Source organism: Sorangium sp. So ce590 (assembly GCF_051521365.1).
Taxonomy (GTDB): domain Bacteria; phylum Myxococcota_A; class Polyangia; order Polyangiales; family Polyangiaceae; genus Sorangium.
Genome location: NZ_CP150346.1, coordinates 2,959,038 through 2,973,594, shown reverse-complemented (window position 1 = coordinate 2,973,594; position 14,557 = coordinate 2,959,038). Strand labels below are relative to the sequence as shown.

11 protein-coding genes and 1 tRNA gene are annotated in these 14,557 nt (G+C 73.3%); 3 read left to right on the top strand and 9 right to left on the bottom strand.

Annotated elements, in window-relative coordinates:
* Positions 1 to 220: 220 nt before the first annotated feature.
* The 9 genes from WMF28_RS11390 to WMF28_RS11350 form a co-directional block, all read right to left on the bottom strand.
* Positions 221 to 293, bottom strand: a tRNA-Phe gene (locus WMF28_RS11390).
* Between the two features lie 177 nt (positions 294 to 470).
* Positions 471 to 1,421 carry a hypothetical protein gene (locus WMF28_RS11385; RefSeq protein WP_437602208.1) on the bottom strand — a complete coding sequence of 317 codons (951 nt, stop codon included), beginning with the start codon at positions 1,419 to 1,421 and terminating at the stop codon, positions 471 to 473.
* Positions 1,418 to 3,499 carry a M1 family metallopeptidase gene (locus WMF28_RS11380; RefSeq protein WP_437602207.1) on the bottom strand — a complete coding sequence of 694 codons (2,082 nt, stop codon included), beginning with the start codon at positions 3,497 to 3,499 and terminating at the stop codon, positions 1,418 to 1,420. Before WMF28_RS11380 ends, WMF28_RS11385 begins: the two co-directional genes overlap by 4 nt.
* 110 nt (positions 3,500 to 3,609) lie before the next feature.
* Positions 3,610 to 5,010 (bottom strand): hypothetical protein, encoded by a 1,401-nt coding sequence (locus WMF28_RS11375; RefSeq protein ID WP_437602206.1) that lies wholly within the window; start codon positions 5,008 to 5,010, stop codon positions 3,610 to 3,612.
* A 34-nt stretch (positions 5,011 to 5,044) separates the two neighbouring features.
* On the bottom strand, positions 5,045 to 6,874 hold the full coding sequence (gene dnaK, locus WMF28_RS11370) for a molecular chaperone DnaK (protein WP_437489956.1): 1,830 nt from the start codon (positions 6,872 to 6,874) through the stop codon (positions 5,045 to 5,047).
* Between the two features lie 166 nt (positions 6,875 to 7,040).
* Positions 7,041 to 8,762, bottom strand: coding sequence for a DnaJ domain-containing protein (locus WMF28_RS11365; protein ID WP_437602205.1), 1,722 nt, complete (start codon positions 8,760 to 8,762; stop codon positions 7,041 to 7,043).
* 95 nt (positions 8,763 to 8,857) lie between these two features.
* A complete protein-coding gene (locus WMF28_RS11360; protein WP_437602204.1) occupies positions 8,858 to 9,460 on the bottom strand; it encodes a hypothetical protein in 603 nt (200 codons plus the stop codon).
* Positions 9,460 to 10,317, bottom strand: coding sequence for a hypothetical protein (locus WMF28_RS11355; RefSeq protein ID WP_437602203.1), 858 nt, complete (start codon positions 10,315 to 10,317; stop codon positions 9,460 to 9,462). Before WMF28_RS11355 ends, WMF28_RS11360 begins: the two co-directional genes overlap by 1 nt.
* On the bottom strand, positions 10,314 to 10,943 hold the full coding sequence (locus WMF28_RS11350) for an RNA polymerase sigma factor (RefSeq protein WP_437602202.1): 630 nt from the start codon (positions 10,941 to 10,943) through the stop codon (positions 10,314 to 10,316). Before WMF28_RS11350 ends, WMF28_RS11355 begins: the two co-directional genes overlap by 4 nt.
* Positions 10,944 to 11,425: 482 nt before the next feature.
* Between WMF28_RS11350 and WMF28_RS11345 the strand changes: the two genes are divergently transcribed.
* From WMF28_RS11345 to WMF28_RS11335, 3 genes are all read left to right on the top strand, one after another.
* On the top strand, positions 11,426 to 12,301 hold the full coding sequence (locus WMF28_RS11345) for a rhomboid family intramembrane serine protease (RefSeq protein WP_437602200.1): 876 nt from the start codon (positions 11,426 to 11,428) through the stop codon (positions 12,299 to 12,301).
* A gap of 336 nt (positions 12,302 to 12,637) precedes the next feature.
* Entirely contained in the window at positions 12,638 to 13,099 is a 462-nt protein-coding gene (locus tag WMF28_RS11340) for a PA14 domain-containing protein (RefSeq protein ID WP_437602199.1), read from the top strand.
* Between the two features lie 124 nt (positions 13,100 to 13,223).
* The gene (locus tag WMF28_RS11335) at positions 13,224 to 14,525 is read left to right on the top strand and encodes a GTP-binding protein (protein ID WP_437602197.1); all 1,302 of its coding nucleotides are present in this window, start codon (positions 13,224 to 13,226) and stop codon (positions 14,523 to 14,525) included.
* The last annotated feature ends 32 nt before the right edge of the window (positions 14,526 to 14,557 follow it).

Genomic DNA, 14,557 nt, shown 5'->3' with positions numbered 1-14,557 from the left:
CACTGTCACCCGATGTGGCCAAACCCGCGAATGTACTCCTGAACAGACCGCCGCGCCCTCCCCAGCGGCCAGCCGATGAGGCCGGCTGGCGCCTGGCCGAGAGGTGGAATCGCCCGGGCGTCCACGACAACGGCCGAGCCGTGTGGAGCGGAGGAGCACGCAAGAGCGTGAAAAGAGGGCTCGGCGGAGCCTGATCGCCGGCACAAGAAAGAAAGGGTAGTGCCCAGGGACGGAATCGAACCGCCCACACGAGGATTTTCAATCCTCTGCTCTACCAACTGAGCTACCTGGGCTTGCTGCAGACCCCGCGCTTACGCCGAGGCGTCGGTCACGGGCGGGCTACGTTACGCGGATGTAGACGTAAGTCAAAGGATTTCTGCATCCCGAGCTGCTCGTGCCGCGTCGGAAGCCCAGGAGGCGGCGGTGATTGTCGGCGCAGCCACCGCCGGCGCGGCCGCGATGCGGAGCCGTCATTCGGCGGTGTCGTCCGTCCCCGTGCCCTGCGCGGGCGCGGAGCGATCGACCAGCCGGAAGGCGGCCGCGAGCCACGAGGCGCGCAGGTAGGCGGCGGCCGCGAGCGCCGCGAGCTGCGCGGCGAACGCGGCGGCGACGCGCGGGCCCGTGCCGACGCCGGCGAGGTGTATCCCCCACGCCCCGCCTGCGAGCGCGACGGCGGCGAGCGCGCCTCGAGAAGCGCAGGCCCAGGCGGCCGCGAGCGGCGCGGCGCACAGCGCGTCGACCCCTCTGGCGACCGCGGTGTAGAAGCCCCGCTGCTCGGCCACGAGGGCGGCCCGCGCGAGGTCGTGGAGCAGACCGATGGCCACGACGTGCACCAGCGCGACCGCGGCGACGGCCGCCGCCGCGAGGTCGCGGCTGCGCGGCAGGGCCAGGAGCGCCGCGCAGAGCTTCATCCCGGGGAGCAGGACGAGCGCGGCGGCCGTGACCTGCGCCGCGAGCGCGACGCCCCAGAGCAAGGCGAGCGGGCCGATGGCGCGCGCCGCGCGGCCGCCCAGGGCCTGCGCCGAGAGCGGCCCCGCCTGGCTCAGCGCGGCGAGGAGCACCGCGAGCGGGATCAGCCCGAGCGCGGCGGCGAGCAGGGTGCCCACGCCGAGCTGCGCGGCGAGGGACGCGGCGGCGAGCGCCCCGAGGCGCCCGAGCTCGCCGAGCATCAGCCCGCCGGGATCGAACAGGATCGCGTCGCCGCGCGGATGATCGCCGACGACCTGGGCCGCGAAGACGGACAGCGGCGCCGCGACCACGAGCGAGGCGAGCACGCGATAGCCGAAGTAGAGCGCGATCGCGCCGGGCCGCTCGTGCGCGGCGGCGCGCCGCGCGGCAGGCCGGGCGCGCGGCGGATCGCCCCCTGCGGCCGCCGTCGAGCCCGGAACCATCGCGCCCTCCTCCTCCGCCGGCTCGCTCATGGCCCGAGGAGCGTGAGCGCGAGCCCCACGGCGAAGCTCGCGCGCGAGAGCACGCTGGGCGCGAGGAGGTCCGGATCCGCCCGACGCGCGTTGTTCGCGAGGTCCTCGTCGAGCAGCACCCGGTGGTCGGGGTCGATCACCACGGCGACCAGCGGCGAGGCGCCGGCGTAGGGGATCCGGGCGGCGCTCTCGTGCGCCTGCCACCGGACCCGCTGCACGCCGCCGTCCTCGCCGTGCAGCGCGACGTCGACGGGGAGCACGAGCGAGCCGCGGCGCCGCACGACGGCGTGGCCGCGATAACCCGCTCCCTCGTGGCCGCCCTCACCCGGAGCGGGCTCCGCGTCGCCTGCGGGCCACGAGTGGAACGTCGCGACCGTGTAGTCGACCCACCCGCCCTCGAAGAGCCCGGCGCGGAGCGCCTCGGCCGCCCCGTCGCCCACCTCGCGGCGCACGGCCTCGAGCAGCGCCTCGGGGCCGGGGTGACGGAACCGGTTCTCGCGCGCGTAGCGGCCCACGGCCCGGCGCACGAGGTCCTCGCCGTACACGCCGGCGAGGGTCGCGAGGAGGACCGCGGGCCTTCCGTACACGAGGCCGGCGTAGTCCGCCCCGTCCACGAAGCCCGTCGCCGGCTGCGCGACGGCGCCGTTGTGGCCCGACGCGAGCGCGTCGGCGCGGTACTGCGTCCGGAGGTCGATCTCGAGCCCGAGCAGCCGCGCCGCCGAGCTGTCGCCGTAGCGGGCGCGGAGCGCTTCGGCCTCGGCGTAGGTGGTGAGGCCCTCATCGAGGAACGGGTAGCGGTGCTCGTTGGTGGCGACGAGGCCGTAGAACCACTGGTGCGCGAGCTCGTGCACCGTGACCGCCTCGACGAAGCGCAAGCCCACCACGGGCCAGAGCCAGCTGCCGCCGGTCGTGATGAGCGTCGGGTACTCCATTCCGCCGGCCTCCTCGGCGCCCTCCGGCGGATGCACGATCGTGAGCGTGCCGTACGGGTAGCGGCCGAACGCCGCGCCGAAATGCGACAGGCCGAACCGGGCCAGGTCGATCTGGAGCGCCGCCTCGCGCTCGCTTCCCTCGGGGAAGAGGCAACGGATCGCGACGCCGTCGTCGGTCGTCGCGCGCATCTCGCGGAAGCGGTCCCACGCGGCGAAGGCGAAGTCGTGGACGTCCTCCTGCACGAACCGGCGGATCGCGCGGCCGTCGAGCCGCCGCTCTTCCACGAGCCGGCCGGTGGCGCCGACCGCGAACCGCTCCGGCACGTCGACGGTCACGTCGTAGGCCCCGAAGTCGGCGTAAAACTCCGAGAGCCGATGGTAGGGGAAGTGCGCCCAGGTCCCGTCGGGCTCGAGGCGAGCGATCTTCGGAAACCACTGCCCCACCATGTGAAAGCTCCCGTAGTGGCCCGTCCTCAGCGCGAGCGACGGGAGGTGCGCGTCCCAGGCGAGATCGATCGTGATCGCTTCGCCTGGAGCGACGGGCCGCGGCAGCTCCACGCGGATGTCGGTCTCGTCCTCGGGATCGCCGGGCGTCGTGGGGCGCCCCTGGGGCCAGACGTCCGCGCCTCCCATCTCGCGCACCGCGAAGCGCTTCACCTGGATGTGTCCGTAATCGTACAAGATTTCGTTGCCGCGAAAGCCCCCGATGGCCGACCGGAGGAACACGGTGCGCTCGCTCTTGAAGCCGTTCAGGTAGAGGTGGACGAACAGCTCGCGCTGCGGCTCGCGCGACGCGTTCCGCCAGACCAGCGTGCCCTCGCCGCGCATCGTGTGCTGCACCGGATCGAGGCTCGCGCGCAGCGTGTAGCTCGCGATCGGATCGGCGTGCGCCGCGAGCTCGGCGTCGGCAGGAGGCGCCGGCGATGGCGTGACGTGGGCGGCGCCGACAGCGGCTGCGGTGACGCCCGCGGGCTCCGCGTCGGCAGCGGCTGCGGTGGCGCCCGCGGCGTCGACGGTGCCTGCGCGAGCGGCCGGCGGCGGCTGCGCTGGAGCGCCGCGCGCGATCGTGGCGACGAGGGACGCCCCCGTTCGGCCGGCGAGCAACGCGAGGAGGAGACCGATGGCGGCCTGGAGAGCCGTGCGCACCGGTGCAACCTAGCGAGCCAGCGCCATCGCGGAAAGGCGCGTCAACACGCGCCGCAGCCCGCCCGGCACGATTCGAGGCCGGGACCGGGGACCTCAGGCGATCCCGACGCCTACACGCCGCCGACGATCCCCTCCTGCATGAGCTCGTACAGGAGCCGCAAGGCCTCGAGCGTCTGCATGCCCGAGACGTCGAGGATCTCGTCGATCGAGCTGTACCCGTCGATGCACGACAGCAAGAAGCCCGCGCGGTGATCGAGGTTCAACGAGCGGAGCTGGTCCGGCGACACCGCGAGGCGGAGCACGCGCGAGCCGTCGCCGAGGCGCGACTGGTACATCTGCCGCAACATCTCGACGCAGCTGTCGGCGTACTGCCGCGCCATCGAGTCCTTCGGGTTCTCCTCGAGCAGGCCCTCCGCGAGGACGAGCGCGCCCCCGAAGTCCCCCTGATCGAACCGGTGCTGCATCTGCTCGCGCGGCCCCTGGAGGCTCAGCTGGGGCTCGGTCGCACGGGAGTGGACCCCCTTGTCCACCCTCGCGGCAGCCGCCGGCGCGCGATCCGTCTCGATCCGGCGCGGCGCGCGATCCGTCTCGATCCGGCGCGGCGCGCGATCCGTCTCGATCCGGCGCGGCGCGCGCGCCCCGCCCTGCGTGTCGCCGGAGACCCGGTACGAGGTGGAGCCGGCGAGCGCGCCCGTCCCGCCGCGGAAGGCGGGCTCGTCGTCCTCCACGATCAGGCCGTACCGGAGCGTGCCGGGAGGCGGCGTGACCGGCTGCTCATCCATGGCGAGGCCCGGCTCCTCGAAGCCGAGATCGAGCCGGAAATCGATGCCCTGCGGCCCTGCGTCCTCGGGTGCGTATCCGCGCCCCCGCGCGCTCTGGGGGTCGTGAACGTCCCGCGCATCGACCGGAGGGCCACCGAAGACGTCGATCTCCCCGAAGCTGTGCGGGTACACCTGGCCCGGCTCGCGCAGGAAATCGTCGAGGTCCGGCCCGAGCTCGTGCTCGCCCTCGAGCGATCCGAAGCCCATCCGGCCGCCGGGCCGCGACGGAACCCCGGGCTCGTCGCACTCCAGGCCGAGCCGCGCGGCCTCCAGGTCGAGCCGCGCGGCCTCCAGGCTGGACGGGCCGTGCTTGCCCGAGAAGCTGCTGCCGGGCGGCGGCTCCCAGGGGATCGTCTTGCGCGTCGGCACGGGCGGGTACCCCTCCGGAGGCCCCTCGGGCGGGCGCGGCCGCTGGGCGGTGATCTCGGAGCTCGAATGAGAGCGACGGGTCATCATCTTTGCCACGTATTCGCTGACCGGGATTGGCGGCGGAAGGGTGATCTTGCCCTCGGCGTCCGGCTGCGGGGGCAAGCCGGAGGGCGGGGTCGCCATGCGGGGTGAGCCCTGCCCCTCGCGCGTCAGCGCGATGCGCGCGAGGATCTCCTTCGAGGCGACGGGCTGGGTGTCCTCGAGCTCGTCCACCTCATCGTGCCCCCAGGAGGAGTCCAGGGTCTTGGAGTCAGGCGGCACCGACCGCATCGTCTTCCCTCATCGCGGCCACCGTTCATCCCTGTGGCCTGGCTACGACACCCTTGAACATCCGGTGGGTGCGCGAGAGCGCCTCCATCTGCTCCTTGACCGCGGCCGCGTCGCGCCGGCCAATGGCCTGGCGCGAGCGGTCCACGATCCCGCGCGCCTTGCCGATGGCGTCGCGGCCGAAATCGCTGGACGCCACGATCTGCTCTACCTGCGGGAACATCCGCTCGATCTCGGCGATGAGCTTCTCGGCCTCCTGCCGGACGCCCTCGAACTGGTCGCTCACGCGGCGATCGACGAGGTACTCCTTCGCCGCCTCCATCATCTCGCCCACCTCCTCCTTCGTGAGGCCGCTCGACGCGGTGACCTGGATCGACTGCTGCTGGCCCGTCTCCAGATCCTTCGCGCTCACGGAGACGATGCCGTCGCTGTTGATCTCGAACGTCACCTCGATCTCGACCTGGCCCTTCGGTGCGCGGCGCAGGCCCGTGAGGATGAACTCGCCGAGCAGCTCGTTGTCGGTCGCCTTCTGGTGCTCGCCCTGCATGACCAGGATCTTCACCGCGGTCTGGTTGTCGCGGCTCGTCGTGAAGATCTTCGACCGGCTCGTGGGCACGGTGGTGTTCTGCGGGATGAGCTCCTCGAAGTTCGACCCGAAGGTCATGATGCCGAGCGCGTGCGGCGTGACGTCGAGCAGGATCATCTGCTTCGTCTCGTCCACGAGCGCGGCGCCCTGCACCGCCGCGCCGAGCGCGACCACCTCGTCGGGGTGCACCCCCTTGCACGGCTCGCGCTCGAAGAAGTCGCGCACGGCCTCCTGCACCCGCGGCATGCGCGTCATGCCGCCGACGAGCACGACGTCCTCGATCTCGTCGCGATCGAGCCGCGCATCCTCGAGCGTCTGGCTGCAGATCTCGACGCACCGCTCGACGAGGTCCTCGCACAGCTCCTGCAGCGTGACCCGCGAGAGCGTGCGCTGCAGGTGGAGCGCCTCGTTGCGCGCGCTCGAGATGATGAACGGCAGGTTGATCTCGGTCTCCAGCACGCTGGACAGCTCGCACTTCGCCTTCTCGGCCGCGTCCTTGAGCCGCTGGAGCGCCATCCTGTCCTGCCGCAGATCGACGTCGTGCTGCTCCTTGAAGCCCTGCACCAGCCAGTCGATGACCCGCGCGTCGAAATCCTCGCCGCCGAGGAACGTGTCGCCCGCGGTGGCGATGACCTTGAAGACCCCGCCCGCGCCGATCTCGAGCACGGAGATGTCGAACGTGCCGCCGCCGAGGTCGAACACGGCGATCGTCTTCTCGAAGTTCTTGCCGAACCCGTACGCGAGCGCCGCCGCCGTCGGCTCGTTGACGATGCGGATGACGTCGAGCCCCGCGATCTGGCCCGCGTCCTTCGTCGCCTGCCGCTGGTTGTCGTTGAAGTAGGCGGGGACGGTGATCACCGCCTTCGAGACGGGCTCGTTGAGGTAGTCCTCGGCGAACAGCTTCATCTCCTGGAGGACCATCGCGCTGATCTCGGGGACCGAGTACGTCTTGTCGCGCAGCTGGATGCGGACGTCCCCGTGCGGCCCCTCGACGATCTTGTACGAGGCAGTCAGGATCGCGTTCTTCACCTGCGGGGACGACCACTTGCGGCCGATCAGCCGCTTCGCGGCGTAGACCGTGTTCTCGGCGTTGGTGATCGCCTGCCGCTTCGCGATGTGCCCGCAGAGCCGCTTGCCGGCCTCGGTGATCGCCACCATGGACGGCGTCGTTTTGTACCCACCGCGATTCGGGATGACGGTCGGGACGCCCTCCTCGACGATGGCAACGCACGAATTCGTGGTGCCAAGGTCAATGCCGATGACACGCTCCATCGATGCCGCTGCTCCTCTTGTGATCTTCGGCTAGTGATCTTCGGCCCGAACGGCCGCCGAGGTCACGATGCTAGACCGTTTCGCGGAGCCGAGCGGGCCAATCGTGCTCGGCCCCTTCCGAAGGCGCCGCCCCCGGCCCGACCGCGGCAGGCGTTACCGGGCGGCGCTAGACTTGCTTCCCGTACGCCTTGGCCTGCTCGCGCGCCTGGGCGATGAGGTCGCGCAGCCGGGCGTCGTTCCCTGCGAGCTCGCCCGCGCGGTCGAGCTCGCCCGTCGCGCTCTTCGTGAGCCCCGCGGCCGCGTACGAGAGCGCGAGCGTCAGCCGGTACTCCACCGAGGCGGGCACGAGCTCCACCGCCCGGCGTGCGAACTCCACCGCCCGTCGCGTGTTCTCCCCGGCCTGGAGCGTCGCGTAGGCGACCCGCTCGTGCGCGTCGGCGTCGTCCGGGCGACCGTTGCACACCTTCGCATAGCTCAGCGCCGCATCGACCCAGCGCCCGGTCTGTGCCTCGTAGTGGGCCTGCTTGAGGTAGCCGTCCGCCAGCGCCACCGCCGCGAGGCGCTGCACGTCGGCCGACGCCCTCTGGAGCGCGGCGTCCTCCGGCGCGAGCGACGCGGCGATCCGGAACGCGTTGGCCGCCCCCGCGTAGTCGTTCCGGTCGAGCGCGGACCGAGCCGCCTCGGCGTGCCGCGCGATCTGGTTCCGGAGCGCCTCGTTGCGGGCGGAATCGTAGCGCGCCTTGAGCGCCTCGACCGCCCTCATCGACTCGGGCGATCGGACGCCGCCCGGGGCCCTCGACACCGCCGCAGCGGCGGGCGCCGTGACCGCCGCTGCGGCAGGCGCCGGGGCCGCCGCTGCGGCAGGCGCCGGGGAGGGCGCGCCCGCCGGAGCGCGCCGCAGGCCTCCGGTGAGCTTGCGCGCGAACGTCTCGCGCCGATCCTTCGCGCTGGGAGCGGGCGCGGCGGGCGAGCCGGCCGACGCGCTCCGCGCCGGCGCGCCTCCGTGGTCCGGCGAGCTCGCCGCGTAGGACGGCTGCGCCGGCGCCGCTGCGCGCGTGAACGCCGCGGCGGGGGCCTGCTCGGCGGGTGGGCGTTCGGAGGAGTAACGTCCGGGCGACCCGACCACGTCGTGCGGATCGGCGAACGCAGCGCGCACCGAGGCGTCGACGGCGGTGGAGATCGTGGCGATGTCGCGGGGCGTCTGCTCGATCAGCGCCGCCATCGTCCGGTTCTTGTGGGTCTGCTCGAGGTACCCGTCGTACTCGGCGCGCCGCTGCTTCGACGTCAGCGTGTCGTGCGCCAGCGTGATGCGCGTGAAGAGGGCCTCGATCTTCTGCTTGTACGAGCCGAGCTGCTTGCGGAAGTAGGTGTCCGGATGGAACTCCGGCGCGAGCTGGTAATAGGCGCTCTTGATCTGCTTCTTGTCCGCCTGGTCCGAGACGCCGAGCAGCGCGTAGTAGCTGAGATCGTCGAGCCGATAGTAGAGGTCGAGGATCCGCCGCTTCCGGTCGGGGGCGAGCTCGACCGGCTCGTCCAGCTCGGAAGGATCGTAGAGCGGCAGGGAGTCCACCTGCTGGAGCGCGTCGCGGCCGAGCGGGACGGACTCGCCCCCGGACGACGTCGGCCGCTCCGGATCCGCCGCGGCCCCACGCCGCGCAGCGTCGGCCGCGCCCCGCGGCGGAGGTGGGCCAGAGGGCTCACCGTCCAGGAGGATGGCGCCGAAATCGCGCAGGCGGCGCAGCGCCTCGACGGTGTCGCCGTGCGACATGCCCGTGATCAAGGACAGATCCCGATCGGTCAGGACGCCGTCGATCCGGGACAGGAGGAACGCGTCCGCGGGTTTCAGCGGGAGCGACTTGAGGTCGTACCCGGGTTTCGGCCTTGGCACACGGAGCGTCATCGGGTCGGGCAGCGACGCCCTCCCGCCGAGTCTAACGAGGAACGCGCGCCCGTCGCAATTGGAGACCACGGCCGGCGCGCGCTTCAGCGAGGCTTTTCCTGGGCGCCCTTCAGGGCCTCGGTGATAACGTGATCCTGGATCGAGATCGCCCGCTCCAGCAGGCCGACCGCGCGCGCGCGGGCCTGCGCCGCCGCCGCGCGCTCCCCCTTCTCTTCCAGCGCCTTCGCGCGGCGCTCCTCGACCACGCCCGCCACCTCGTAGAGGTGGCCCTCGTAATGAGAGGGCGCCGGCGCCAGCCTGAGGCCCGCGTCGATGTCGCGCGCCGCGGCGTCGAACTCGCCGGCCTCGCCCCGGAGCTCCGCCAGCCGGGCGTAGGTGTCCGCCGTCACCTCGGCGACCTCCGGCGGCGTGCCCGGCGGCCTCGGCGCTGCGATGATCCCCTCGAGGGCGCGGACCGCGACCACGCGATCGCCCGCGCCGAGCGCCACGTCGGCGGCGTGGTGCGCCGCGCGCGCCCGGGAGAGAAAGGCGAGCAGCGTGGGATCGACGATCTGCGCCGGGGCGCACGCGCACGCCGGATCGCCCGGGGCCGCGCCGACGCGCGCACGCTCGTCGTCCCGGGCGCACCCGAGGTGCGCCGCTGCGAGGAGCCCCAGGCAAGCGACGACGAGGCGGGCGCTCCGCATCAGCGCACCCCCCACGCCGCATACCGGTTCTGGCGCAGATCGGACGCGCGCGCGGCGGCGATGCGATCGATCCGCTCCGTCTGGCCGCCCTCCCTCGGGAACGGCGCGGCCGGATCGAAGAGCGCGGTGGTCGAGCGCGCCTCGATCAGCGAGGGCAACGGCGCGGCCGCCGCGGGCGGCGCGCCGTCGTCGCCGGACGCGCGCACGACGGAGGCGCGCTCTTCCCGGAGCTGGCCGAAGATCAACGCCGCGGCGGCCGCCGCCGCGGCGAGGGTCGAGAGCGCCGCCATCGTGACCGGCGCGATGCGCCGGGCGCGAGGCGCGGGCGAGGCGCGGAGGGCCCCCTCGACGAGCGCGCGGCTCCGGAGCTCCGCGAGCGGCGCCGGGCGCCACGCGGCCCGGAGCGCGACGGCGAGCTCCGCGAGCTCGTCGCGCGCGCCGGGCGAGGCGAGCTCCCCGTCGCCGCCGGAGCCGCCGCCCCGCCCGGGCCCGCCCCGGCCGGCGGCCGCAGGATCGAGCGCCTCCCGCAGGCGCTCGGCAGCGCGCCGCTCGGCCCTGGTCGGCGACGCGCCGTCGTCACCGAGCGCGCGCGCGAGCAGCGCCTCGTGGTCGGCCCTGTCGAGCCCGAGAGGCCGAGCTGCGGCCCGGAGCGCCTCCGCGAGCGGGACCTCGCCGCGATCGAGCGCCTCCGCGAGCTCGCGCGCGGCGCGCTGCTCGTCGTCGGGCGCCGGCGCGAACGGCTCCGCCTCGGGCGAGACGAGCGCGAGCCGCCGGCCGCGCTCCGGGCCGCCGCGGCGCTCCACGGGCCCGTTTCCGGTCGGCGGGGGGCGCGGATCCGAGGGCCGCCGCGGCTTCATCGCGCCCCTTCCTTATGCTCCGCGTGCGGCGCGGCAACCCCCGCGGCGAGCGCCTTCTTCAGCGCGGTCATGGCGCGGTGCAGGACGACATCGAACGTCGCCACGCTGACCCCGAGCGCGCGGGCCACCTCGTCGCGGGACCGCTCCTCGAGCACCCGGAGCCGGATCGCCTCGGCGTAGCGCGGGTTGAGGCGCCCGAGCGCATCATCGACCCGCGCCCGCGCGTCGGCGAGGTCGCGCTTCTCGCAGAGCTCGACCTCGCCGCGGGCGGTGAGATCGGTCTCGGCGGCGTCGATCTCGCGCTGCAGATCCTCGGGCTCGAAGAGCGCCTCGCGGCGGCGCGCGCGGAGCATGTCGAGCGCGATGCGCAGCGCGATCACGCGGAGCCAGGGGTAGATGCCGCAGCTCTGCCACTGGAACTGGGAGAACCGCTCGACCACCCGCGCGTACGTCTCGGCGAGGGCGTCCTGCGCGGCCGCGTCGGAGCCGAGGCGGGGCAGCAGCACCGCGCGGTACAGCGCAGGCCCGTACCTGCGGAGCAGCTGGCCCAGCGCGGCGCGATCGCCCTGCGCGGCGCGCTCGCATTGGAGGCGCTCCGCCTCGAGATCGGGCCTCGCTGCTGCCACCGCCGTCACAGCGGCGACGATACCCGGACGTGGGACGGTTCGCACCGAAGTCCGCCTTGCGCCCGCGGCGGGACGGCGCGCCCCGCGGCCCCGGTGGAACGCGGGCGCGCCGCCGGGGTGCCGCCGCGCGCCGCCGCGAGGGCGCCACGCGGCGGCGGGGACCGAGCGCGGGGAGGCTGCCGCATTCACACCTCGACAACGGCCCAAAGCCGTGGACCTTACGGCCCGGAGCCTCCACATTGTGCCGGCCTCGACGCGGAGCGTTCTCCGTGAAAGGAAGCCCTCGTGACCCTCGATACAACGTTCAGGTCTCGCGCACGCCCCGGGGTTGGGCGACGCGTCGGGACCAGCCTGTGACGGCAGGGCCGTCCGGCGAGCGGCGACGCTCGCTGAATTGCGCGCGCTGCGGCGCCCTCAACGGGAGCGACTTCAGCCGATGCATCCGCTGTGGAGCGCCGCTGCTCCTCTCTGCGGCCCGCGCCGTGCCGGCGAGGGGACCCTTCGACGGGCGGAGCCTGCTCGCGACCAAGATCCTCGGCGGGCTCACGGCGTTCGTATTCGTCGGGCAGATGGTGGCCGCACACTCCCGCGATCTCGGCCTCCTCTCGGCGTGGGACAGGTCGAACTACCTCCGCTTCGGCGCGCTCCTCGTGGAGCCAGGAGAGCCGTTCGAGCCGTTCCGCCTGCTCTCCGCGGTCTTCGTCCACATGGGCGTCCTCCACTTCGGCATGAACATGCTGACGCTCGGCATGCTCGCCCGCGCCGCCGAGCCCGCCGTCGGCTCGGCGCGGTTCGCGATCGCCTACGTCCTCACGGGCCTGCTCGGATTCGTCGCGAGCGCCGCCTGGAACCTCTTCGTGCAGCCCGAGGTCGTGTGCACCGCGGGCGCGAGCGGCGCGGTGTTCGGCGTGATGGGCCTCCTGCTCGGCTGGCTGCTCCGCCGCCGCGACCCGCGCTGGAAGGACCTGGCGCTCCAGGCCGTGTTCTACATCGTCCTCTTCGGCTTCGTCGTGAACGCGTCGAACACCGGCATCCGCATCAACAACGCGGCGCACATCGGAGGCCTGGCCAGCGGCGCGCTGCTCGGGCTGATCTACGCGGGCCCGGCGCGGATCCGGTTCGAGGGCGTGATCAACGCCGGCGCGCTCGCCGGCGTGCTCGCCTGCCTCGCCGCGCTCGGGCTCGCCCAGCGCTCGCCGCTCTGGCGTGCCACGGAGTCGATCGACGGGCTCTCGCGGATCGAGGCGCCCGCACGCGAGGAGCGCGACGAGCCCGGGGCGGCTCCGCGGGAGACGACCGGGGCGCTGTCGCCGCGATCGGCGGGGTCGCCCGCGCCGGGCGGCCCTGACGAGGCGTGACGCTGATTGCCGCGCCCTGCCCGAACGTCTAAGCGCCATCCTCGCATTCACGTGGGGGCGGGCCTGTCGGTCCGTTCCCTCTCCGGAGACGTCATGGTCCGAACCTCATCGCGCATCGCCTCGTGCGTGCTTGCCGCGTCTCTCCTCGGCGGCTGCCACGTCACCCTCCAGAGCGGCAGCAAGCCGGCAGAGACGTCGCCGCCGCCCCCACCTCCCCCCACTAAGACCGCCTCCCGGTCGCGCAAGCCGGCCAAGCCGGAGCCGGAGCCAGCGCGCCGCAAATCCCCGAAGTGGCGCCTGCCCACGCACAATGCGCCGCGCATCACCGCCCCGAACGTGTTCGGCAACGGGGAGAACGGCGCCTTCCGGGGGCTCGCCTACGTGATCCCCGAGAACAGCCGGACGCTCCCGAGCTTCGACGGGCTCGTGCCGTTCGCTGTGCTGTACACGGACAAGTTCGAGGTGAAGTCGCAGGACTTCTCCGCCGGCTTCCCGGGCGCGCTCGCGCAGAACGAGTGGTTCGCCATCCGCTTCGAGGGCGAGTTCAAGGCGCCCCAGGAGGGCATGTACCAGTTCCGGCTCACCGCGGACGACGGCGCGATCCTCTACATCGACGACAAGCGCGTGCTCGCGAACGACGGGGTCCACAGCGCGAAGAGCGCGGACGGCGAGACGCGGCTCACCGAGGGGACGCACCGGCTGCGGCTCGACTACTTCCAGGCGCAGCGGGGCCAGGTCGCGCTCCTGCTCCAGATGGGCCAGAAGGACAAGCTCGAGCCGCTCGTCGGGCTCCGCTGACGAAGGACCGCGCCGGCCGGCCGACCGGAGCTCGGCCAGCGCCGTCCGGCGCGGCGCGCGGCGGGCTGACGCGCGCACGCCACGGCGCCCCCGATCCCCTTTTCGTGTATCGTCGCCGCCGCCCATGGCGTCGGTGAACCCACTGTCGCGCGAGCTCGTATTCAAGATCGTCTATTACGGGCCCGGCCTGGGCGGGAAGACGACCACGCTCGAGTACCTGCACGCCACCGCGAAGCCCGAGTACCGCGGCAAGCTCGTCTCCCTGGCAACGCCGGTCGACCGGACGCTCTACTTCGACTTCCTGCCGGTCCGACTCCCGCAGCTGCGCGGGATGAACGTGCGGCTCCAGCTCTTCACGGTGCCGGGGCAGGTCTACTTCAACGCGACCCGAAAGCTGGTGCTCACGGGCGCCGACGGCATCGTGTTCGTCAGCGACTCGCAGGCCGTTCGCGCCGATGCAAACATGGAAAGCCTGGAAAACCTGCGCGACAACCTGGCCGAGCAGGGGCGGGAGCTGAGGCACATCCCGCTGGTCTTTCAGCACAACAAGCGCGATCTGCTGGATCTGCTCCCCCTGGAGGAGCTCGATGCGATGCTGAACCCGTCCCGCGCCGTCTCGCTGGCCACGTCGGCGAAGACGGGGCTCGGCATCTACGAGGGGCTCGAGGAGATCAGCGCCACGGTGCTGCGCGCCTTCGAGAGCCGCCTGCCCGACGCGATGGGCATCGGGCTCGGCGGGTTCGACGCGATCGAGGGCGGGCTCGTCACCGCGCTTCGCGACGCGTCGCCGCCGCCGTCGGCGCAGCTCGATGCGGTGATCTCGCGGCTCGCTCCGCCCAGCAAGCCGTGGTCGACGATGCCCCCGCACTCCACGATCGACGACCCGGACGAGGCAGAGGCCGCGCCCGGCGCGACCTCCTCGCCGGGTCTCGACGTCCCGCCGCGCAGCACCGGCGTCCGGGATCCGGTGAGCCGCGGGATACCGCCGTCGCTGCGGCTCGCCGCCCGGAGGCTGGCCGCGTCGGCGGAGGCCCCGGCGACCGCGCGCGCGGATGGACCGTCCGCGGCCACGAGGCACCTCGCCCAGCCGGGCCTCTCGTTCGTGGCGCTGTGGCCGACCGCCGAGCGCGAGGTGGTCGCCGAGATCGAGGCGGACATCGCCGCCGAGCGGTACGCCGTGGCGCTCGATCGCTGCGACGCGCTCGTCGCGGGGATCCTCGACAAGGCGGCGGAGCTCGCGGGCTCGACCGACGCGCCGCGCGACGCCTCGACGGTGCCGGCGCTGCTCGGCCTGGACGGGCGCCGCTACCTCGGCTTCCGCGCCGCGGTCCGGAGAGCGCGCTCCGGCAGCGAGGTGACCGAGCGCGACGCGCTCAAGGCGTTCGCGTTCGCCATCGAAGCGCGGCTCGCCGAAAGTGCGATCTGACGCGGCGCAGGTGCGAGGGCAGCCCCGCCGCC

What these genes read in the sequence shown, in the direction of transcription:
- WMF28_RS11385 (WP_437602208.1), bottom strand. Translation starts at nt 1,421, where the DNA reads ATGAGCGAGCCGGCGGAGGAGGAGGGCGCGATGGTTCCGGGCTCGACG.
- dnaK (WP_437489956.1), bottom strand. Translation starts at nt 6,874, where the DNA reads ATGGAGCGTGTCATCGGCATTGACCTTGGCACCACGAATTCGTGCGTT.
- WMF28_RS11360 (WP_437602204.1), bottom strand. Translation starts at nt 9,460, where the DNA reads ATGCGGAGCGCCCGCCTCGTCGTCGCTTGCCTGGGGCTCCTCGCAGCG.
- WMF28_RS11355 (WP_437602203.1), bottom strand. Translation starts at nt 10,317, where the DNA reads ATGAAGCCGCGGCGGCCCTCGGATCCGCGCCCCCCGCCGACCGGAAAC.
- WMF28_RS11335 (WP_437602197.1), top strand. Translation starts at nt 13,224, where the DNA reads ATGGCGTCGGTGAACCCACTGTCGCGCGAGCTCGTATTCAAGATCGTC.